Here is a 19,052-nt window from a genome sequence, read left to right on the forward strand (position 1 = left end):
GGATGATGTGTCCGGTTTGCGAGGTGCCCTTGAGCATGACCGACCGCCAGGGGATCGAGATCGACTTCTGTCCCGATTGCCGGGGTGTCTGGCTCGACCGGGGTGAACTGGACAAGATCATCGAGCGTTCGGCACCCGATGTGGCGCCTCAGCGGGTGCCTGAGCCGCGCGGCTACGACGATGATCGCGGCTACCGGCGCGGAAAGCACGGCGGCGGCGACCGCAAGCACGGCTATCGACGCAAATCCTGGCTTCACGAGTTGTTCGATTAAGGCTTGCCGTGGTCTCCCTGCCGGTCGCCCTCAAGGCGCTGCGGTAGGCCCGCAAGGCATTCAGCGGTGAGCAGGTTGGTCCAGAGATGGCAAAGGCCGCGCTTGCCCACGGACATTGATCACGCAGCATTTGCAAGGTAACGTAATGTCCATATCAGACCTCACGAAAGAGGCATCGAGCAGTGAAAACCATCCGATTTCCCCGCCGCGCCGTCCTGTTGGGCGGATTGGCAGCGTTTTTGTCTGGCTGTGCCAGCAAGTTCCGCAGCTATGGCGGACCCGAAGTGACCCGTGTTCGGCTTTACAAGGGGCAGCGTTTGCTTGTTCTGGACGGAGCCGATCGCGTATTGCAAACCTATCCGGTCGGGCTGGGTTTCGCTCCTGAGGGTCACAAGCAATTCGAGGGAGACGGCCGGACCCCTGAGGGCGCTTACGTAGTCGATAAGCGCAACCCCGACAGTACGTATCATCTTTCGGTTGGCATCTCCTATCCGAATGAGGCCGACATCGCCTTTGCTGAAGCGCAGGGCCTTTCCCCCGGCGGCGACATCTTCATCCATGGTGGTCCACGCCCAGGCATCGACCCAACGGACGTCCGCGACTGGACAGCTGGCTGCATCGCGGTCACAGATCGGCAGATCGAGGACATCTATGCAATGGTGAAAGACGGAACACCGATCGACATCTACGCCTGATGGGAGGAGATGATCTTCCGTCAGATCAGGCAAATCGTCGGCACAGGGCCACGTTGATCGCTTCGATGGCGATCACGGCCAAAGTGACACTTGCCGCCGTGGGCCAGCGCAAGCACCCGGTACGCGTAAGGACACTACAATATGTGTCCAGCCGTGGCAGTGGCGAGACAGGCGGGCCCTAGCGGAGAAGAATACGTCTGGTCTCATGTCGAATTCAATCTATCCGAGGGCATAGACGATGGTCACGACGGTAACCATGACAACCATGAACATGGAGAATGCGCCAAGGGCGAGCGTACGGCCCATGTCTCGGTTCGGCTTCCCTACTTTCAGACGCAGTTCCTCCGCGGTTTCCGGAAACTCGAGCGCCGCCGCATTCGATTGGCGCATCAGGTCGTAGCGGGACGTCCAGCGCCGTTCCTCCGCCGCGTTCCAGCCGTTCAGCACCAGAATGATTGCCGCGATGAGAACCATCGACGACGGGACCCAGATTACGTAGCCACCGATTGTCTCGTCAGCCAGGGCGCGAAGTCGGCCACCGCTCGCTGCGATGATTTCTGATCCATAGAGAGGCACCTCTTTGAGCGTTGTCAGGGAGCCCAGAAAGATGTTGGAAACGATCACCACGAACCCTGACATCAGCCGAGCACCGCGCCGCGCTCCTTCAGGCGGATCACGCAGATCGAACAGCATAGCAAAGTACCAAAGCCCAGCCAGCACCATAGACAGATGTGCTAGCGCTTCCATCGCCGCAATACGTTGTGTAAGGGCGTAGATCATCGGGATCTGCCAGACGAAAAGCGCACCAATCAACAAGGAGGTGGCAGATGCAGGAAGCGCCAAGAATCGCGGGATGCGCGCACGCCCAATCGCGGCAAGGCGTCGGCGCCATTCCCTTTTCAATCCGGCTTGAAGGACAAGCCAGGGTTGAGAAACCGCAATGAGAATGGGTCCTGCCAGTCGCAGAAGAAGATGCTCGGCCTGGTGTACCGAAAACAGACTGTGCCCCAATGGCGGGAGCGGCCCATTCGTCGCGACGAGGACGGCCGCGAGGCCGACAAAGAAGACGGCTCGACGCCAGCCAGAAACCCTTCCGAGACAGCGAGCGTGTATTTTGAGCCCACGCAAAAACAGCCATGCTGTAAGACCGACAACAATGAGCGACACCGGTGACAGCACATAGCCGAAAGGGTCGTAAAGGAAGAAGAAGTTCGTGATCATTCGCTCTGGCCCTCGCTCATCCGAGGGTTGTCGGAGGTAGCCGGTGTGAGCCGCGATATCCCGGAAGCGCCGCCACGGGCTAGTGACAGATCGGTCGACATGGCGAGGTATTCGCCTTGTATCCACGAGGGAAAAAGATTGTCGTAGAATCGAGATAGCGGATGTCCCGACTGTCCGGCGGGCGAGATGTAGTATGATCCCGCTGCTCCCGATATCGACATGACCGCCTGAAAATTGCTTCCGGCACTTACAAGGAATGGACGGTCTTCTTCAACACCAAATGACGTCAAGAATTGCGTAAAGGGATCGCCTGAGATCGGCGCTTGAAGGGACAGCAGGTCGGTCAGCAACCCACGTGAACTGATCGGCGACCACTGCATGTCCAATGTATGCTCCTCCCCCCAGGTCCAGGTCGAAAGATCGCGCCCATATCGATCGACCAGCCAGCCAAGGGCATCATCCAAGGCCACGCGAACCTGCTCCTCACATGTCTCTCGAGGTGACGATGGACGGATGTCGCACCAGATCGCGCTGCCGCGACGATCGCTGAGTACCGCATAAAGAAAGTCCGGGTTCGGACGGGTCCAGAGTTGCTTCGCTGTCGGAAACTCGTCTTTCAAAATGCGCTGCTGCAAAGCCCAGACCCAGGTCCAAAACAGCAGAGGTTCCGGCGCATATCGATCCATTTCGCCATTCCACGACGCAAGCCTGTCCAGTAGCTCACGACGAAGGTCGTCCGTATCGGTGCCTTCGATGCTGTCTCTGGACTGCACGAACCAAAGCTCTTTCGCCATTAGGGGCAGGAGGGTTCGCGCCACGGAACTTACGGTGTCCCTTTGAACACCCATGACGCCTTCTGTCGAGAAGATCGATTGCCGCGTTTCAAGCTCCGCCAGTCGAATGTCGCGAAATGACGACGCCCGTACGGCTTCCTCTTTTGGCCAACGGTCAACGGTCTCTCGATCAATTACCAATGCCTCCATGCCCTTCGGCAACATGTCTGCGGCAACTCTAGTGGCATCGTTCGCGTCGGCTGAACGCGCAAACAGCTCCAGCATCGTCAGGAAACCTGCCGTCTGCATGGGTGATGGCCCCCCTGGCGCCTCCTCGTCTGGCACGGGAAGTGACCGGAAGGCCCAGGCGACGCGCGCGTTGCGACCAACAATAACGAAAGGTACGCCCGGCATTGTGGCCCCTATGGCCGGCCCCGTCGAAAATTGAAGATCAGCGAGATACCATTCCGAGGGAAGCGACAGGGAACCGCTGATTTCGGCGGCGAGAATTGGCGTCCCGGTAGCGGTTCGGTCACCGTCCATCGCCCACGCATTGAGGCGCTGCTGCGGATCAGTCGCCAGTAGTTCGGGCGCTCTCGGGCGATCCGTCGGTATAATGGCACCTGATATACTCGGCATTCCTTCCCGTGCGCTTCCCGGTCGCAGGCCATTCAGGAAAGACCGGGCAATCCTCAGGCTATCGCCGGGTGTCCAGGCCGCGATCGACCGTTCGTCTGCGATCAGCAGCTCCGGAGAGCCTCTGCCACGCCCGCCTTCCGACACAAGCTCGAGCCACGCATTGACGCCCGCGGCATAGGACGCGAGCGCGTCTGAGACCGCTGGCGCAACGGACAATGTCCCATCGGCTGGCCACGAAGCTTCCGCTTTTCGCCTTGCCCTTAACAGTTGACCGAGCCTGTCTTGGGCGTGAACGAAGCCGATCGCGAAGTAGACATCTGCAGCGGAAGTCGCGGAGATGTGCGGGACTGCCGAAGAATCTCGCAGAATGTCGACCGGTCCGCCTAAGCCTGCGACCGTGAAGTCCTCGTCGTAGTCGGGAACGGATGCGCTCAGCAGAAAATAGACCAACCCGGAACCAACCGATACCGTGATGCAGATTGCCAGAAACCCGTACAGCAATATGTTGAAAAGCCGTCTCATGTCGGTGCTGTTTCGAAACCCTTCTTAAAAAAAGATGCGCAAGAGGACCACCGATATGAAATAGGTGAGAAGACCGAAGGCGATCGCCGAACTCGCCGCATACTGGAGGATATCCAGCCGGTTTCCTTTTCGGCGTCGCGCCAGATATCCACCCCAGATCGCACCCGCGACAATGCCCGCGATTACCAGCATGACTTTTTCTCCGTTCTTGTTCTCTTGTTGCACCGGTGTGTGCCGACCAGACCTGCAGCCAGTCCGACGGCCCAAGTAGTGAAGATGAGAGCCAGCAGCGCCCAGTCACCGAAGCGCGCATAGAGCGTTGACGGATGAGCAGAGGGCAGAGCCGCATCTATGACACCGGTTTCTCCGTTGCCGAGCCGCGCGACGAGGTCACCGTTTGCGTCGATGATCGCGGAGATCCCTGTGTTTGCGGCCCGGACGATGGGAAGCCCTTCCTCGACAGCGCGCATGCGTGCGGACGCGAGGTGCTGCTCCGGTCCAATGCTGGTTCCGAACCAAGCATCGTTGGTCGCATTGAAAATCCAGTCCGGCCGGAACAGATCGTCGACCACATGGCTTGGGAAGATGATCTCATAGCAGATCGCCACGGCGACCAGCGGCACACCCGGAAGCGCAAGCGTTCGCGGGCCCGGTCCGGGCGTAAAGTCGCCCAGACCCGCCGTGAGCCGCTCGATGGGCAACCAGCCACGGAATGGCACATATTCGCCGAAGGGTACGAGATGGTGTTTCGCGTATCCGGTCAGGATTCTGCCGGTCGCGCCAAAAGCCTGGACCGTGTTGAAATATCGGGTGCCATCCTCGCTCGGTACACGGTCCGGCACACCGGTGAGCAGCACCCTGCCCTCTGTGAGCGCAGCGGCAATGCGGGCCTGCGCCTCCGTATCCTCGTCGAGGAAACCCGGAAAGGCGGTTTCCGGCCAGAGAAGCACGTCGAAATCGCCGCGCCGGGTTGAAAGCTCAAGATAGCGCGCGAATGTCGCCTCGCGGTTCTCGGGCGCCCATTTCTCCTCTTGTGGAATGTTGCCCTGGACGATGCGCAGGTCGACACCGGGTGGCTGTTGTGCATCCGACTGGAGGCGCAGCGTGCCGACAGCCCACATCGTCGCGATTCCGGCCAGCGCCATGAGCGAAACGGTCAATCGTTGCCGCCCGGACGCCATAGCAGCCGCGCCAGGGAGTACCGCGACGAACACGGTGAGAAAGCTTAGCCCATAGCTTCCGACCCAGGCGGCGGTCTGGCGAAGGGCGGCGTAGTCTACAAGTGCGTAACCGGCCAGATTCCAGGGAAACCCTGTCAGAACGTGACCACGCAACCACTCGGCCACGGTCCAGGAGGTCGCGAACAGGAGGCAGGCCAAGAGACTGCCCATGGCTCCGCGCCGCGCGATTTCGGCAAAAAGCGCAGCGGCAATGGCTGGGAAAATCGCGAGACCTGCGGACAATCCCGCGACCGCCGGAATCGCCATCGTCCCAAACCGCTCGGCCTCGACGTAGAAACTTTCCGCGATCCACCAAATCCCGAAACCGAACTGGCCGAGACCAAACGCCCAGCCGACGAGGAAAGCACGCCCGAAGGAGAGATCGCGAAGCCCGACAAACAACGCGGAATAGGCAACGGGAACAAGCAGGAGAATCGAAAGAGGCGGGAAAGTCAGAACGGTCATCGCCCCGGCGGCGAAACCAAGCGTCATCCGCGAAAGAAAACGGTGGCGCAGAGCGATGCGGTTCAGAATTTCCGGCTTCACGACTTGATCGAACGCCGCGCGCTGATCCATGGCGCGGCGAGCAAGAGCCCCACGCCACTGACGACAAATACATCGGCCAAGTTGAAGGCAGGCCAATGTGTTGTGCCAATGTAGAAATCGAGAAAGTCTGTTACAGCCCGATACCGCACACGATCGATGACATTGCCCAGGGCTCCGCCAATGATCGCACCGTAGGCAAGCATTTCCACCGCATTGTCGGCGCGAAACAGCATAACCCCTAGCCAAACACAGATGGCAAGAGCGAGAGCGATTAGGCTCCACCACGGAGCGCCGCCCAGCATCCCGAAAGTCACGCCGTCATTACGATAAAAGACGAGGTTGAATCCCGGAAACACGGAAATCCCGGCGCTTAAAGTGGCGGCATCCGCAACAACAATGGCTTTGGTGATCTGATCAATCGCGAACGCAGCAAGCGCCGCGAAGACGCCGATCACCGGAGATACCTTGTTTAGTGACATTGCCTCATCCCAACCAGACATCGAGAAACAGCATCAGAACGAGCCCGACTGCGAGACCGAGCGTCGCCCTGTTCTGATGGCCGCTGCGATGGGTTTCGGGGATGATTTCGTGGCTGATGACGTAGAGCATTGCGCCCGCGGCAAAGGCCAGTCCCCATGGCAGCAGCGGTTCCGACAGTGTGATGATCCCGGCCCCGAGCAGGCCGCCAATCGGCTCGACCATGCCCGTCAGCGCCGCGATGCCCCAGGCGCGCAGCTTCGGATATCCCTCGCCCAGCAGAGATACAGCGACGGCCAATCCTTCGGGCGCATTCTGAAGCCCGATGCCGACAGCAAGCGGCAAACCGCCCTCCATACCTCCGGATCCGAAGCCGACCCCCACGGCAAGGCCTTCGGGGAAGTTGTGGATCGTGATCGCAATGATGAACAACCAGACCCGCCGCAAAGACGCCGCTTCGGGCCCTTCGCGTCCCATCTTGAAGTGCTCGTGCGGCAGCTTTTCGTTCATCAGGGCGACAGCCCCCATGCCCAGAAGAATCGAAACGCATACGATGGCCGCAGGCATCGCGCCGTTTTCGAACATCGGCTCCGCCGCATCCAATGCCGGGATGATCAGCGAAAAGAAAGAAGCGGCGAGCATCACACCGGCAGCGAAGCCGAGCGACAGAGCGCGTGTGGCCCGAGACGGGATGCGCCCGAACAGCACGGGAACTGCTCCGACTGCTGTGAGCGATCCGGCGGCAAGACTTCCGAGAAAGCCGAGCATTATCGGAGACAGATTTCCCATGGGCGGGCCAGATTATCCTTCGGCGTAGCTCGAAAAGACTTCCGTCGACCCGTCCTTGCGGATGAGGAAGACATCATAGGCTTCACGGTCGTCTTCTGGCCCCATGCCGGGCGAGCCATAGGGCATCCCCGGAACAGCGAGGCCGACGGCGTCCGGGCGCTCCTCGAGAAGGCGGCGGATGTCAGCGGCCGGTACATGGCCCTCGATCACGTAGCCGTCAATGAGCGCGGTGTGGCAGGAGACCATGCGCTGCGGCACGCCGTTGTCTAGCTTGAAGCGCACGAGAAGCCCGCCGAACATGTCCTGGCCGGTCGGCACAAACCCGTTCTCTTCGAGATGTTTCATCCACGAGAGGCAGCAGCCGCATCCGTTGGTCTTGCGGACGTCGATCGCCGTTGCCTCTGCGAGGGCCTGGGCCGCTGGGAACAGGGCGAGCGTGATGGCGAGAGCTTGGGTCATGCGTTTCATGGGTCAGAGCCTTTCGGTTGTCGTTTTGGCAATCTCGCTGCCGAGGTTTTCATTCAGAAGCGCGCGCGCCTCGGCCAGACGCGAGAGCGCGGCGGTATCATCCGCTTCGCTCTCGGCTGCTTCGGCGAGCCGGTCGTCAGTGAGGGGGTCAGTCGGGCGCCCATCCACGAGGACTTCGTAGTGCAGGTTCGGACCTGTCGCCGTGCCAGTCGCGCCGACGCGGCCGATCACATCTCCCGCCGCAACGCGTTGGCCTTGTGCCAGGTCTTCCGGCACGGCGCTCAGATGCGCGTAGCGCGTCATGGTGTCGGAGCCGTGCGAGATTTCGACCACACGGCCATAGCCACCGCGCCAGCCAATGAAACTAACCCGCCCCGGTGCCGTCGATTGAACCGGTGTCCCACGTGCCGCTGCGAAATCGACGCCGGTGTGCATCCGGACGTTGCCAAAGACCGGATGCGTGCGGCGTCCGAACACCGAGCTGAGGCGCGCACCCTCGACCGGCTGTGCGAAGACGCGCAGCACCTCGCCATCGACGTAGATCGTCGCCTGACCGCTGCCGTCGTCCGGCCATACGATCTCGTAAAGCGAACCGCCGACCTCCAGTGCGGCGAAGGCGAGTTCGGGCTGTCCGATCCTGTCCTCTCCGACCCGCGCCTCACGCCAGAGAAGCCTTAGTGTTTCGCCACCGGCCATCTCGCGGCGGAAATCCACGGTCCCACCCAGCATCTGCGCAAGGTCCACGGAAAAACGGGCGGGTATGCCGGCTTCGTCGAGTGCCGCGAAGATCGAGCTGTCGATCACGGCTTCGCCGGCAAGGGTTACGATCTCCGGATCCGGAGCCACGACCTGTGTGGACAACTGCTCGCCGAAAACCACCTCGATCCGAACCCCGTCCTCGACGGCGAGTGAGACGGTGCGGGGGCTGCCGTCCACGGTCGAAGCGACAGTGACCGAGTGCCCCGGCCGCAGCCGTCGCAGATCGTATTCCGCACCAAGCGCGAGGGCAACTTCGGCTCTGTCAGGTGCCGCAAGACCGGCCTCTGACAGCAAGAAATCGAGCGTTTCGCCCGGAGCAATGTCGCGCGACCACGTCGACAGGGGTGGCTCGATCGCTTGCACCGGCCTGTCGGCAAACGCGGCCTGCAGAAGGGGCAGCGGGCTGAGGTCGGGTGCATCGTCTGCCCATGCCGCCGCGGGCAACGTCACGGGGATGTCAACGTTCTGGGGGGCTTCAGGACCTTGGGGCATCCAGCTACTTGCCTGGGCAAGTTCCGGCGGCACGGGTTCTTTCGACATGGAATCAGAGATGGCGATAGCCGCTCCCGAAACCGTCCCCGCAATTGCGACACAAGCCGCCAAAGATCTGAGCCTCATGTCGCCCCCTCCATTTCTTCTTCCAGCGCGCGGCGGATCTTCGGCACCGCGAATTCTTTGGGCTCGTGATAGTCGATCATGGTGACGAATCGCCCAGAGGCTGCGAACAGGAAGACGCTCGCGGTGTGGTTCATCGTGTAATCGCCGCTCTCCGCCGGTACTCGCTCGTAGGTGGCGCGGAAGCCGTCCGCGACGCGCGCTATCTGCTCTTCCGGTCCCGTCCAGCCACGTATCCCAGGATGGAAGTAGCCGACATATTCCGCCATCGCCTCGACGGTATCGCGCTCGGGGTCGACCGTAATGAAGACCACGTTCATCTCGTCGGCCTCGTCTCCCAGATCGTCGAGCCATCCCGAAATGTCCGAGAGCGTGGTCGGGCAGACATCGGGACAGTAGGTGAAGCCGAAGAACACCATCGTCGGGCGACCGATCAGGGTTTCCGGCCCGACCGCGTTGCCCTCATGATCCGTCAGACGGAAATCCATCTCGGTCAGGGCCATAGGCCGCTGCCCGACAGGTTCGGGTCCACCGGGTCCATCGACCTGCCACCAACCGACGAAGAGCATCAGGGCGACCGCCCCGACACCAGCCGCGCCGTACCCCAGGATCGCCCGTCGCCGCATCAGTCCTCCGGCCCTCGCGCGGCGATGCCGAGGATCGGCACATGGACCGTCACTTCGCCTCCGTCGTCGAAAAGCAGGGTCAGCGGAAAGGTGTCCCCTTCCGTCATCGGTTCTTTCAGCCGCATCAGCATCGCGTGCAGGCCGCCCGGCTCGAGCGCGACGCTTTCGCCAGGGGCGATCGCGATCTCCCCCGCCGGGCTCATGGAACTCACACCTTCGGCATTGGTCTTCGTCTCGTGAATTTCGGGCATCATCGCGAGCGGTGTTGTAAGGCCGATCAGCGTCACCGGTTCGTCGCCAGTGTTGCGGATCGCCATGTAGGCGGCCCCGGGGCGGTTCATCCCGATGGAGGCGCGGGACCACGCGTTCTCGACGACAACATCCTCTGGTCCGGCCAGCGCGGGCACTGAGAGCCCTCCAAAGGTCAAAAGCACGGCCAGTGTGCCGGTCAAAATATACTTTTTCATCGTTCTGATCCTGCCCTTTCCATTCAGCTTTACGCGGCAGCGACTTCGGCAGCCACCAATCGCCGCAGTTCTGCCTCCCCGAACGGATCGAGCGGCTTGCCGTTCACGAAGAATGTGGGCGTCTGGCGAATTCCCACGGTCTCGACGTCAGCACGATCCTGGTTCAGGATCGCCACGACATCGGGTGCCAGCATTTGCGTGCGCGCGGCCTCGGCATCGAGTCCGGCCGTGGCGGCGATTTGAAGGATCAGACCAGGCTCCGGGGCACCGTGCGACGCCCATCTCGGCTGTTCCCGCAAAACGGCCTCGAGCACCGGCACGTAAATGTCCTGCATGCGCGCCGCCTCGAGCACGCGGATCGCTTCCTCGGATGCCGCGCCGTGGAAGGGCGTGTAGCGGATCACGACGCGGACAGCATCCCCATGCTCGGCCATGATGTCCTTCACGATGGGATGAAAGGCGCGACAGGCCTCGCAGGCCGGATCGAAGAATTCGACGATCGTGACGGGCGCTTCCGCAGGCCCGAGGATGGGCGAGTAGGGGCGGATCATCGCGTCCGCGAGTTCCGGCGCAACAGGCTCCGCTTCGGCCACCGGGCCGGGGCGGGTTGCAAACCAGGTGGCTCCGCCGAAACCGGCGACGCCGAGGGCGAGAACGGACAGGATCAGGCCGCGTCGGTTCATGTTCGTGTGTCCTTCAATGAAAGGGCCGAAAGCGCCCCGATCAGCGCGAAGGCGGCGAGCGCCATCAGCGGGATAGGGATGCCTAAGACCAGTTGGTTGTCATCGGTGCAAGAGGGGCCGGTCGCCGTGCAGGGCTGGATGCGTTCGGGAACAAGACCGACGTACAGTCCCATGTGCCACAGGGCGACTGCGCCGCCGCCAAGCGCCAATGCGATGCCATAGCGCCCCACGCGGCCGTCCCGCCACCAAAGGCCCAGCCCGAGGATAATGGCCAAGGGGAACATGAAGGCGCGCTGGAACCAGCACAGCACACAGGGCGTCTGCCCCAGCACCTCGCCGATGAAAAGCACGGCAAGCGAGGCGACGAGCGCGATGATCCACGCCAGCCCGAGGGCTGTTTCTCCGGACATACGGTTCATGTCGGTCAGATCCTCTCTTCCAGGTCGGCGAGGATCTCTTCGGCGGAGGTGCCGTAGGGCCACGAGTCGGCGAAGCCCGCGTCGGGATCGAAGAGGAACAGATGCGACGTGTGGCCCATCGTGTAACCATCCGGCGCCGCAGCCTCTTCGACGCGTTCGAAGAAGATCGGAAAGGTCTCGTATGTGGCGGCGATCTGTTCCGGCATGCCGGTCAGCCCGATGATGCCCGCATCGAACAGCGGGACGTATTCGGCGAGTGCTGCGGGCGTGTCTCGTTCAGGGTCGATTGTTATGAAAATCGGCTGGACCTTGGCGGCATCGTCGCCCAGACCGTCCATCACCGCCGCGACCTCGGATAGGGTCGTCGGGCAGACGTCGGGGCAGTTGGTAAAGCCGAAAAAAACCAGCATCCAGCGCCCCGCAAAGTCCTCCTCGGTTCGAACCATACCCTGGTGGTCCGTCAGTTCGAACTCAGCGAAAAAAGGCGGTTCGGCGTCGGTTCGGGCGCTATCGGAACGATAGTCGGACCAGAGCAGAAGCCACACGAAGGCAAGCGCTGCCACGCCTGCCAAAACCCAAAGAAACTTCTGTGCCGATGTAAGGGACAATCCTGTTCGCCTGATTTTGATTCTTATTGCCTGTGCGGATACATCCTCTAGCCGCTAGAGGTTCAAGCACGAAATCATGGTATAGCTTGAACTCACGCGTCTGTGAATCCGACACTTGTTTATTCCGACGGCAAAACCTACACAGACTGTATCTTTTTCATGGAGGCGAAAATGCTCACGATCGGTACTCTGTCAAAGAAGACTGGCACAAAAGTGCAGACCATCCGGTACTACGAACAGATCGGACTCATGCCCGAACCTGGCAGGACCGAAGGCGGACAGAGGCGCTACGACAATGCACAGCTTGATCGACTGTCCTTCATCCGCCACTCGCGACAACTCGGTTTCTCGCTCGATGCGATCCGCGAGCTGCTCGACCTCAGCGACCATCCCAACCGGCCCTGTGATGAGGCTGATGCCATCGCGCGTCGCCAGCTCAAACAGGTGGAGCAGCGCATGGCCCGCCTGAAGGCGCTGCGCACGGAACTGAAACGCATGGTTCACGAATGCAGCGGCGGGCGGACGGGAGATTGCAAGGTGCTTGAGGTGTTGCGGGACCATTCGGAATGCTTGACCGAACACGAGGAAATCGGGGCCTGAAGGAATTCAGCCAACAATCCGGCTGGAACGCAGATCAGCCGCAGAAGTTAATGTGTCGTACAACACAAGCTGGAACCACAAAATGGCCGCTAGACAAGATTCAATGGAGAGACGGACGCTTTGGATCGTTCTGGCGCTCAATATTGGTTTGGCCGTGGCCTTTTTCGCAACAGGCGCCTTCGGCGACTCAAGTGCCCTGATCGCCAACGGGCTCGATAACCTCTCCGACAGCTTCGTCTACGCGATCAGCCTTTTCGCTTTGTCCCGATCCGCCAAATGGAAACGCGGGGCGGCGAACGTTTCCGGCGGGCTGCTGATCCTGTTCGCTGCAGGCATCCTCTACGATGCGTGGCGCCGCTACATCGGTGGGTCAGATCCGCTCGGGACGATCATGATCGCCATGGCCCTGATCGCAGCAGCCATCAACGCGGTCTGCGTCTGGCTGCTCGCTAAGCTCAAAAATCCGGACGTCAACATCCGCGCGGCCAACACCTTCAGTTACAACGATTTCGCCGCGAACCTTGGGATCGTCGTGGCCGGTGGCCTCGTCGCCTGGCTAGGAACCAACTGGCCGGACCTCGTCGTCGGCGTGATTGTCGCCGAGATCGCGGCCTGGGGAGGTATCGACATTCTGCGCGACGCACACGGCGAACACCACAAAGCGGTTCACACGGACAAATAGTTGCGGGAGATTCTTTCTGAAAGAAAGGATTGAAGCTACAGTGACTATAGAAATTAGTTTTGTTCCAAGACGATTCGAGGGTAAGCGTCGTCTCGACCCCACGTTGCTGCTGATGGCTTCGGCTGCGAAGTGATCTCCATCTCATGATGGGGAGTGCGTTTCGCAATGTGCGCTACAAATTCGTTTCTCAAATCGCTGGGCGTCGAGATCTACGCGTCGGGTCATCGTCGGTGGCCGGATGAAGCAAAGGCCTTGGCCGTCTCGATGACCCTGGAAGCTGGAGCGACTGTAAATGCCGTAGCGGAGCGGTTTGGCATTCTGCCCAATCAACTTTCGGCGTGGCGACGAGAGGCCAAACAGGGCAAGCTGGTGCTGCCTGCAGCCGAAGTCGAGGAACCTGTCTTTGCGCCGCTCGTCGTCTGCGAGGTCGCCGAGGAGGAAGCGCGTCCGGAGGTAACATCGCAGGCGGCCCCGATCAGGATCATTCGGGGGCTGTTGTGATCGAACTGGCGCATGACATGCCCGTCGCCCGGGTCGCTGAGATCGTCCACGCGCTCGAGGCGCATCCATGCTGATGCCCTCGCAGGGTGTGCGGATTCTGGTGGCGACGAAGCCGGTCGACTTCCGCAAAAGCCATGACGGCCTCGCGGCCCTGGTCCAGTCTACTCTGGCGGAAGATCCGTTTACCGGAACGGTCTTCGTCTTCCGCTCGAAGCGCGCCGACCGAATGAAGATCCTATTCTGGGACGGCAGCGGGCTCGTGATGGCCTACAAGCGGCTGGAAGAAAGCACTTTCACCTGGCCTGCGATCAGGGATGGGGCCATGACGCTGAACCGGGCACAGTTCGAGGCCCTGTTTGCCGGCCTGGACTGGCGCCGTGTGCGATCGCTGGAGGTGCGCAGACCAGCTGTGGCAGAGTGACTCGCCCCAGGGAATGATAGGGCATCGACGCATTTGGCGCGGTATAATCTGCGCATGTCCAACGCCCCGCCCATCGACCTGTCCGCGATCCCCGAGAGCCAGCGCGCCGCCGTTCTGGCGCTGCTGCAGGAGAATGGTGCGCTGAAGGACGCAAACCGGCGCCTCGAGCATCTCGTCGCCGAGTTGAACCATGTCGTGCATGGCAAACGGTCCGAGAAGCTGAGCGAAGACGACCGGCAGCTGGCCTTCGAAGACCTGGAAACCGCCGTCACGGAGGTCGAGGCCCGCAAGGAGCAGGCCGCGCCATCCACCACGACGCCGCGCCGGAGACGGCAGCGCAATCTCGGCCATCTGCCCGCTGATCTGCCGCGCATCGAACGTGTCATCGAACCGGCGAGCCTTGAGTGCCCGTGTGGGTGCGGCCGCATGCACCGGATCGGCGAGGATCGGACCGAGCGGCTGGACATCGTGCCCGCGCAGCTTCGGGTGCTGGTCGACATCCGGCCGAAGTATGCCTGCGGCATCTGCTCGGATGGGGTCATTCAGGCTGTCGCCGCACCCCGGCTGATTGAAGGCGGGCTGCCGACCGAAGGGTCCATCGCACATGTCCTGGTGTCCAAGTTCGCGGACCACCTGCCGTTTTACAGACAGAGCCAGATCCTTGCCCGCTCCGGCATCCAGATCGATCGCAGCACCTTGGCGGACTGGGCTGGCACAGCGGCCTTCCACCTCGGCCCCGTGGTCGACAGGCTAACCGAGCATCTCAAGTCCTCCGGCAAGTTGTTCATGGACGAGACGACCGCCCCGGTGTTGGATCCGGGCCGTGGCCGAACCAAGACCGGCTACCTCTGGGCGCTTGCCCGGGATGATCGTGGATGGGGCGGCGATGACCCGCCCGGCGTGGTCTTCACCTATCGTCCAAGCCGTGCTGGCGCCCATGCCGAGCAGATCCTGCAGGGCTTCGACGGCATCCTGCAACTGGATGGCTATACCGGTTACGATCGACTGACGCGCCCCTCCCGCAAGGGCGGCGCGCCGATCACGGTGGCCCACTGCTGGGCGCATGCGCGGCGCAAGCTGAAGGAGGTCTTCGACCGCGACGGCTCGGAAATCGCCGCCGAGGGCCTGCGCCGGATCGCTGAGCTCTACCGCATCGAGCTCGAGATCCGGGGCATGGGCCCGGGCCAACGTCTGTCGGCCCGTCAGGCCCGCAGCGCGCCCCTCGTGGCCGAGTTCGGTGATTGGCTGCAGGCACAGCGTCTGCGTATCTCGGTTAAGTCGCGCCTCGGCGAGAAACTGACCTACATCCACCGCCAGTGGGGCGGCCTGCAGACCTTCCTCCACGACGGCCGCGTCGAGATGGACTCCAACGCCGTCGAAAACCTGATCCGCCCGATCGCCCTGACAAGAAAGAACGCACTCTTCGCCGGCCACGACGAGGGCGGCCGCACCTGGGCCCGCATCGCCTCCCTGATCGCCACCGCGAAGATCAACGGCGTGGAGCCCTTCGCCTACCTCGAGGCGACCCTCGAAGCGATCACCGCCGGTCACCCCGCCAGCAGGATCGACGAGCTGATGCCCTGGAACTTCACCACGTCAAGCTGATCCCGCGTGGGGCGCAGACAGCGCTTACATTCGAGGAGCGACCCGTTGCATATGACCGACCCCCTACTTGTACCCACCAAACTACTGGATTTTGATGCCGCGCCTCTTGCGCATCTAATTGAGAACCGCAGCTGGCGCGGCTTATCCGAATACGATCGGATCGGAGCTGCCTATGATTTCGTTCGGAATGAAATCGCGTTCGGATACAATCGAGCTGACGACATCCCCGCATCGGAAGTGCTTTCCGACGGCTACGGGCAGTGCAATACCAAAGGCACGCTCTTGATGGCGCTGCTGCGTGGTGTCGGCATTCGTTGCCGGTTGCATGGGTTTACGATCCATAAAGGCTTGCAGCGCGGTGTTGTACCTGAGGTGGTGTATCCGCTTGCTCCGCAGGAAATTCTCCACTCATGGGTCGAGATCGAATTTCAAGGTGCCTGGATCAACCTTGAAGGCTTCATCCTGGATGACGCTTTCCTCAAAGTCCTGCAAACGTCTTTCTCGGACACGGACAGTCTCTGCGGTTATGGCGCGGGCACGGATTGCCTTGGCGCGCCTCCCGTCGCCTGGAACGGAGAAGATACCTACATTCAGAAAACCGGCATCGTGCAGGATTTCGGCGTGTTTGATACGCCGGACGCCTTCTATTTTTCCCATGAGCAATCCTTTGGATGGCTGCGTGGTGCCCTTTACCGTCATATCATACGCCACTGGATGAATGCGCGCGTTCGTGGTTTCCGCAGCGACCGCCTCAAGACTGACCGACGCGCGACACACGCGCATGAGGAGCCTGCCAATGCTACATGACCACGGGCACGCGCATATCGATCCGGATTCTGGCGATCGGCGGGTTGCCATCGCGATCTGGGCGAACGGGCTTCTTACCGTTGCGCAAATCGTCGGGGGCATATTGTCGGGCAGCCTGGCACTGATCGCCGATGCGCTGCACAACTTTTCCGATATGGCTTCGCTTGTCATTGCCTTCGCCGCACGCAAGATCGCGCGCCGCCCAGCCGATGAGCGCATGACCTTCGGCTATGGTCGGGTCGAAATCGTCGCAGCCCTGGTTAACTACACCACCCTGATTTTGATCGGCTTCTAACTGATCTACGAAGGTGGCATGCGCATGATTGATCCACCCGAAGTCATGGGTTGGACCGTCGTCATTCTCGGTGGAATTGCGCTTGTGGTCGACACGCTGACCGCAATGCTGACCTATTCGATGCAGAAGGGCAGCGTGAACATCCGCGCGCTTTTCCTGCATAACCTGTCGGACGCGCTTGCTTCGGTCGCGGTTATCGTCGCTGGGTCGCTGATCATCCTTTACGACATGCGTTGGGTCGATCCTGCCATCACCATCGGCATCGCCATCTACATCCTGTATCTGTCTTTCACTGAAATAGGCGGCCCAATCCGAACCCTGATGCTCGGGAGCCCGCCGGACATCGACAACGAGGCCGTCGTCGAAGCGATGCGGAAAGTCGAAGGCGTCGCCGACGTCCACCACGTCCATCTCTGGCAAATGCAAGAGCACGAGGCTGCGCTCGACTGCCATGTCGTCGTGGCAGCCGAGGGGTGGTCGAAGATTGAAGAGATCAAGAGCGCGATCAAGAAGCGGCTGAAGGGAGAATTCGGCATCAGCCATTCCAGCCTCGAATTCGAGCACGAGGATCGCGCTCATCAGAACGCCGATCTCTATGGTCACGGTAATTCGAGAGATGGGGAGGAAACTCATACTCACGAAAAAAGCTGACCGAGCATGAGGATATCATTTCCTCATTTGCGACGGCAAGTTGACGTCGACCAACGTCAAGTGGACTGATGAACCTTTGCATGAGCAACTGGCTGCGAAGGGCAGTAGGGAAGGTCTGAGGCGGATACACTACAGGGGTATCACGTCCAAGTTACAGAATGTCACTTGACCTCCCCTTGCTGGAAGGTTGTAGCAGTAACTGTATGACCTGCGTTTTTCGCCTTGTTTTGATTCTCATGCTGACCTTCGGTGCAGTGACTGCGCCGGATATGTCGTCGGCCAGTATGTCAATCACGGCTATGGCGCAGATGGAACCCACCGAAAGCGCGGATGGCCGTTGCGGCGGGTGCGATCCCACCGCATTTGCTGAGGGCACTGCCTGTGAAGGTGGGTGTCCTGTTCCTTGCGCCTCCAGCGGTACTTCTGGCCTCCTTGCCAAGATGCCGTCAGCGCGGCTCACGAGGCCTTTTGGTACTGCCGTCCGGGGTGCCGAACCTCTGATCTCACTCGGCACGAATCCGTCGCTTGATCCATTCCCTCCCAAACTGCCTGTCTGAATCGTCATCGTCTCGCCCGGCGCTACGAGGGTCGTGTCGCGAAGGTGGGTTCGCGCACCATTCTGATCGGTTTCCCAGAAATGGTGGCCATGCAGGTGGATACCGTGCGGAAAAGCAGTGTCGTTCACCATCCGCACCTGCACTGCTTCATCACGTCTTGCCGAAATCAGCGGTTTGTTCGGCAGACCGCTCACGTCGTTGAAGGCCCAGCCCCCGAACCCGCCGTGCGCGCCGTCCCCGGCACCGCCTTGCATGAAGAGATCTGCCGTTTGCGTGATCTCTCCGGGCGCGGGCACGAGGTTCGCGGGGAGGGGAGCTATCGGCGCAGACCGGATTTGTCGCTGACCGTTCAACATAATGCCCCCCAGTTCCTCGCCACCCGAAGGCACGGTTTCTCTTAGGATCACATCACCCGTCACATCTGCGATGATGTCGATGCGCTGCGCCGGTGCGAGTTTTAGATTGCCCAGCGAAACCAGCTCGGGCAGCGGCATCCCGTCATAGGCCACACAAAAGCCCGTCAGCCCGTCGATACGTATCTCGAAAATGCGATCCGGTGTCGGATTGATCAGACGCAACCGGATGTGATCCCCCAGCCGCGCCTGCTCAGACGACAGGAAGGTGGTCATCAAGTTCCCCAGCCTACCTGCTGTTATGAAATCAGCGCGGTCGAATTCCATGTCGAACTGGCCGGTGTCATCAAGCCGAATGTCGAAGAGGATGGCCGTGATGTCCTGATCCACGTCTGGCGGGGCAGGTTCTTCGACGATCAGGGGCCGAACAGTCCGCGGGCGACCTGTTCGTAGGAAAGGTAGTGGGAGTGATACCAGTAGGTTCCGGCATCGGGAACCGGAAACCGGAAACCGGTACTCGTAACCCTCATTCGGGATGATGACATCCTGTGTCAGCACGTTTACGCCGTCCATCGCGTTGGGCAACCGAATGCCATGCCAGTGTACGAGGGTCCCGTCCTCCAGCCCGTTTTCCACCCGCGCCCGCAGAATATCGTTCTGGCGCTGTCTGATTTCGGGGCCGGGACAGGTGCCATTGAATCCAAGCATTGCAATGTCCCGCGACCCGATCCGGGTGAAGGCCGGGCGTCAGGGTGACAGGCACCGAAGCCGCACTCAGGGG

The 19,052-nt window shown here is 61.1% G+C and carries 23 protein-coding genes and 2 pseudogenes; 9 read left to right on the forward strand and 16 right to left on the reverse strand.

The genetic code is table 11. The features are described from left to right. Positions 1-2: 2 nt before the first annotated feature. Together HKX24_RS16210 and HKX24_RS16215 are read left to right on the forward strand one after the other, a co-directional pair. Positions 3-272, forward strand: coding sequence for a zf-TFIIB domain-containing protein (locus HKX24_RS16210; RefSeq protein ID WP_198952378.1), 270 nt, complete (start codon positions 3-5; stop codon positions 270-272). A 182-nt stretch (positions 273-454) separates the two neighbouring features. Then, positions 455-967 (forward strand): L,D-transpeptidase family protein, encoded by a 513-nt coding sequence (locus HKX24_RS16215; RefSeq protein WP_035367119.1) that lies wholly within the window; start codon positions 455-457, stop codon positions 965-967. A gap of 219 nt (positions 968-1,186) precedes the next feature. Here the strand turns inward: HKX24_RS16215 and HKX24_RS16220 are convergent, their stop codons facing one another. Genes HKX24_RS16220 through HKX24_RS16280 form a run of 13 tightly spaced genes read right to left on the reverse strand, consistent with a single transcriptional unit; the run spans position 1,187 to position 11,763 of the window. After that, positions 1,187-2,188 (reverse strand): cytochrome c oxidase assembly protein, encoded by a 1,002-nt coding sequence (locus tag HKX24_RS16220; RefSeq protein WP_088635918.1) that lies wholly within the window; start codon positions 2,186-2,188, stop codon positions 1,187-1,189. Then, on the reverse strand, positions 2,185-4,122 hold the full coding sequence (locus HKX24_RS16225) for a penicillin acylase family protein (RefSeq protein ID WP_088635917.1): 1,938 nt from the start codon (positions 4,120-4,122) through the stop codon (positions 2,185-2,187). Before HKX24_RS16225 ends, HKX24_RS16220 begins: the two co-directional genes overlap by 4 nt. Positions 4,123-4,146: 24 nt before the next feature. After that, positions 4,147-4,314, reverse strand: a complete 168-nt coding sequence (locus HKX24_RS16230; protein ID WP_009815492.1) for a hypothetical protein — start codon at positions 4,312-4,314, stop codon at positions 4,147-4,149. Then, on the reverse strand, positions 4,305-5,918 hold the full coding sequence (gene lnt / locus HKX24_RS16235) for an apolipoprotein N-acyltransferase (protein WP_088635916.1): 1,614 nt from the start codon (positions 5,916-5,918) through the stop codon (positions 4,305-4,307). Before lnt ends, HKX24_RS16230 begins: the two co-directional genes overlap by 10 nt. Beyond that, entirely contained in the window at positions 5,885-6,367 is a 483-nt protein-coding gene (gene lspA, locus HKX24_RS16240; protein WP_233145773.1) for a signal peptidase II, read from the reverse strand. The genes lnt and lspA overlap by 34 nt, the downstream gene beginning before the upstream one ends. Before the next feature lie 4 nt (positions 6,368-6,371). Beyond that, positions 6,372-7,154 (reverse strand): ZIP family metal transporter, encoded by a 783-nt coding sequence (locus HKX24_RS16245; protein WP_088635914.1) that lies wholly within the window; start codon positions 7,152-7,154, stop codon positions 6,372-6,374. 12 nt (positions 7,155-7,166) lie between these two features. Next, a complete protein-coding gene (locus HKX24_RS16250) occupies positions 7,167-7,622 on the reverse strand; it encodes a DUF411 domain-containing protein (protein ID WP_043772538.1) in 456 nt (151 codons plus the stop codon). Positions 7,623-7,625: 3 nt separating this feature from the next. Further along, positions 7,626-8,999, reverse strand: coding sequence for a M23 family metallopeptidase (locus tag HKX24_RS16255; protein ID WP_276154110.1), 1,374 nt, complete (start codon positions 8,997-8,999; stop codon positions 7,626-7,628). Further along, positions 8,996-9,622, reverse strand: a complete 627-nt coding sequence (locus tag HKX24_RS16260) for an SCO family protein (protein WP_088635913.1) — start codon at positions 9,620-9,622, stop codon at positions 8,996-8,998. The genes HKX24_RS16255 and HKX24_RS16260 overlap by 4 nt, the downstream gene beginning before the upstream one ends. After that, entirely contained in the window at positions 9,622-10,089 is a 468-nt protein-coding gene (locus HKX24_RS16265; protein WP_088635912.1) for a copper chaperone PCu(A)C, read from the reverse strand. The genes HKX24_RS16260 and HKX24_RS16265 overlap by 1 nt, the downstream gene beginning before the upstream one ends. A 29-nt stretch (positions 10,090-10,118) precedes the next feature. Further along, positions 10,119-10,772: a thioredoxin domain-containing protein gene (locus HKX24_RS16270; protein ID WP_088635911.1), complete on the reverse strand. Its 654-nt coding sequence runs from the start codon at positions 10,770-10,772 to the stop codon at positions 10,119-10,121. Continuing rightward, entirely contained in the window at positions 10,769-11,191 is a 423-nt protein-coding gene (locus HKX24_RS16275) for a disulfide bond formation protein B (protein ID WP_088635910.1), read from the reverse strand. The genes HKX24_RS16270 and HKX24_RS16275 overlap by 4 nt, the downstream gene beginning before the upstream one ends. Before the next feature lie 5 nt (positions 11,192-11,196). After that, positions 11,197-11,763, reverse strand: coding sequence for an SCO family protein (locus tag HKX24_RS16280; protein ID WP_276154114.1), 567 nt, complete (start codon positions 11,761-11,763; stop codon positions 11,197-11,199). A 207-nt stretch (positions 11,764-11,970) separates the two neighbouring features. Between HKX24_RS16280 and HKX24_RS16285 the strand changes: the two genes are divergently transcribed. The 7 genes and pseudogenes from HKX24_RS16285 to HKX24_RS16315 all read left to right on the forward strand — a co-directional run bounded on the left by HKX24_RS16285 (position 11,971) and on the right by HKX24_RS16315 (position 17,361). Beyond that, complete coding sequence (locus HKX24_RS16285) at positions 11,971-12,399, forward strand: helix-turn-helix domain-containing protein (RefSeq protein WP_013959865.1); 429 nt, start codon at positions 11,971-11,973, stop codon at positions 12,397-12,399. A gap of 103 nt (positions 12,400-12,502) precedes the next feature. Then, a complete protein-coding gene (locus HKX24_RS16290) occupies positions 12,503-13,081 on the forward strand; it encodes a cation transporter (RefSeq protein ID WP_271690428.1) in 579 nt (192 codons plus the stop codon). 165 nt (positions 13,082-13,246) lie between these two features. Continuing rightward, positions 13,247-13,582, forward strand: a complete 336-nt coding sequence (locus tag HKX24_RS16295; RefSeq protein WP_276154111.1) for a transposase — start codon at positions 13,247-13,249, stop codon at positions 13,580-13,582. Between the two features lie 67 nt (positions 13,583-13,649). Beyond that, complete coding sequence (gene tnpB, locus HKX24_RS16300) at positions 13,650-14,003, forward strand: IS66 family insertion sequence element accessory protein TnpB (RefSeq protein ID WP_271690354.1); 354 nt, start codon at positions 13,650-13,652, stop codon at positions 14,001-14,003. 54 nt (positions 14,004-14,057) lie between these two features. Beyond that, positions 14,058-15,608 carry an IS66 family transposase gene (locus HKX24_RS16305; protein ID WP_271690355.1) on the forward strand — a complete coding sequence of 517 codons (1,551 nt, stop codon included), beginning with the start codon at positions 14,058-14,060 and terminating at the stop codon, positions 15,606-15,608. Between the two features lie 51 nt (positions 15,609-15,659). Beyond that, on the forward strand, positions 15,660-16,415 hold the full coding sequence (locus HKX24_RS16310) for a transglutaminase family protein (protein WP_276154112.1): 756 nt from the start codon (positions 15,660-15,662) through the stop codon (positions 16,413-16,415). Beyond that, positions 16,405-17,361: pseudogene (locus HKX24_RS16315) on the forward strand (cation diffusion facilitator family transporter). The gene HKX24_RS16310 and the pseudogene HKX24_RS16315 overlap by 11 nt, the downstream one beginning before the upstream one ends. A gap of 151 nt (positions 17,362-17,512) precedes the next feature. Here the strand turns inward: HKX24_RS16315 and HKX24_RS17630 are convergent. From HKX24_RS17630 to HKX24_RS16330, 3 genes and pseudogenes are all read right to left on the reverse strand, one after another. Further along, positions 17,513-18,598: a multicopper oxidase domain-containing protein gene (locus HKX24_RS17630; protein ID WP_346428856.1), complete on the reverse strand. Its 1,086-nt coding sequence runs from the start codon at positions 18,596-18,598 to the stop codon at positions 17,513-17,515. A gap of 89 nt (positions 18,599-18,687) precedes the next feature. Then, positions 18,688-18,816 (reverse strand): multicopper oxidase domain-containing protein, encoded by a 129-nt coding sequence (locus tag HKX24_RS16325; protein WP_306419543.1) that lies wholly within the window; start codon positions 18,814-18,816, stop codon positions 18,688-18,690. Between the two features lie 7 nt (positions 18,817-18,823). After that, a pseudogene (locus HKX24_RS16330) lies at positions 18,824-18,979 on the reverse strand (multicopper oxidase domain-containing protein); the annotation flags it as partial. Positions 18,980-19,052 lie beyond the last annotated feature (73 nt).

The sequence above is a fragment of the Sulfitobacter sp. M85 genome (assembly GCF_029285915.1).
In the GTDB taxonomy this organism is placed as follows: domain Bacteria; phylum Pseudomonadota; class Alphaproteobacteria; order Rhodobacterales; family Rhodobacteraceae; genus Sulfitobacter; species Sulfitobacter faviae.

Excerpts from the sequence above, each read along its gene's own strand:
- HKX24_RS16210 (WP_198952378.1), top strand. The coding sequence starts at position 3 with ATGATGTGTCCGGTTTGCGAGGTGCCCTTGAGCATGACCGACCGCCAG.
- HKX24_RS16220 (WP_088635918.1), bottom strand. The coding sequence starts at position 2,188 with ATGATCACGAACTTCTTCTTCCTTTACGACCCTTTCGGCTATGTGCTG.
- HKX24_RS16225 (WP_088635917.1), bottom strand. The coding sequence starts at position 4,122 with ATGAGACGGCTTTTCAACATATTGCTGTACGGGTTTCTGGCAATCTGC.
- HKX24_RS16230 (WP_009815492.1), bottom strand. The coding sequence starts at position 4,314 with ATGCTGGTAATCGCGGGCATTGTCGCGGGTGCGATCTGGGGTGGATAT.
- lnt (WP_088635916.1), bottom strand. The coding sequence starts at position 5,918 with ATGGATCAGCGCGCGGCGTTCGATCAAGTCGTGAAGCCGGAAATTCTG.
- lspA (WP_233145773.1), bottom strand. The coding sequence starts at position 6,367 with ATGTCACTAAACAAGGTATCTCCGGTGATCGGCGTCTTCGCGGCGCTT.
- HKX24_RS16245 (WP_088635914.1), bottom strand. The coding sequence starts at position 7,154 with ATGGGAAATCTGTCTCCGATAATGCTCGGCTTTCTCGGAAGTCTTGCC.
- HKX24_RS16250 (WP_043772538.1), bottom strand. The coding sequence starts at position 7,622 with ATGAAACGCATGACCCAAGCTCTCGCCATCACGCTCGCCCTGTTCCCA.
- HKX24_RS16255 (WP_276154110.1), bottom strand. The coding sequence starts at position 8,999 with ATGAGGCTCAGATCTTTGGCGGCTTGTGTCGCAATTGCGGGGACGGTT.
- HKX24_RS16260 (WP_088635913.1), bottom strand. The coding sequence starts at position 9,622 with ATGCGGCGACGGGCGATCCTGGGGTACGGCGCGGCTGGTGTCGGGGCG.
- HKX24_RS16265 (WP_088635912.1), bottom strand. The coding sequence starts at position 10,089 with ATGAAAAAGTATATTTTGACCGGCACACTGGCCGTGCTTTTGACCTTT.
- HKX24_RS16270 (WP_088635911.1), bottom strand. The coding sequence starts at position 10,772 with ATGAACCGACGCGGCCTGATCCTGTCCGTTCTCGCCCTCGGCGTCGCC.
- HKX24_RS16275 (WP_088635910.1), bottom strand. The coding sequence starts at position 11,191 with ATGAACCGTATGTCCGGAGAAACAGCCCTCGGGCTGGCGTGGATCATC.
- HKX24_RS16285 (WP_013959865.1), top strand. The coding sequence starts at position 11,971 with ATGCTCACGATCGGTACTCTGTCAAAGAAGACTGGCACAAAAGTGCAG.
- HKX24_RS16290 (WP_271690428.1), top strand. The coding sequence starts at position 12,503 with ATGGAGAGACGGACGCTTTGGATCGTTCTGGCGCTCAATATTGGTTTG.
- HKX24_RS16295 (WP_276154111.1), top strand. The coding sequence starts at position 13,247 with ATGTGCGCTACAAATTCGTTTCTCAAATCGCTGGGCGTCGAGATCTAC.
- tnpB (WP_271690354.1), top strand. The coding sequence starts at position 13,650 with ATGCTGATGCCCTCGCAGGGTGTGCGGATTCTGGTGGCGACGAAGCCG.
- HKX24_RS16305 (WP_271690355.1), top strand. The coding sequence starts at position 14,058 with ATGTCCAACGCCCCGCCCATCGACCTGTCCGCGATCCCCGAGAGCCAG.
- HKX24_RS16310 (WP_276154112.1), top strand. The coding sequence starts at position 15,660 with ATGACCGACCCCCTACTTGTACCCACCAAACTACTGGATTTTGATGCC.
- HKX24_RS17630 (WP_346428856.1), bottom strand. The coding sequence starts at position 18,598 with ATGGAATTCGACCGCGCTGATTTCATAACAGCAGGTAGGCTGGGGAAC.
- HKX24_RS16325 (WP_306419543.1), bottom strand. The coding sequence starts at position 18,816 with ATGTCATCATCCCGAATGAGGGTTACGAGTACCGGTTTCCGGTTTCCG.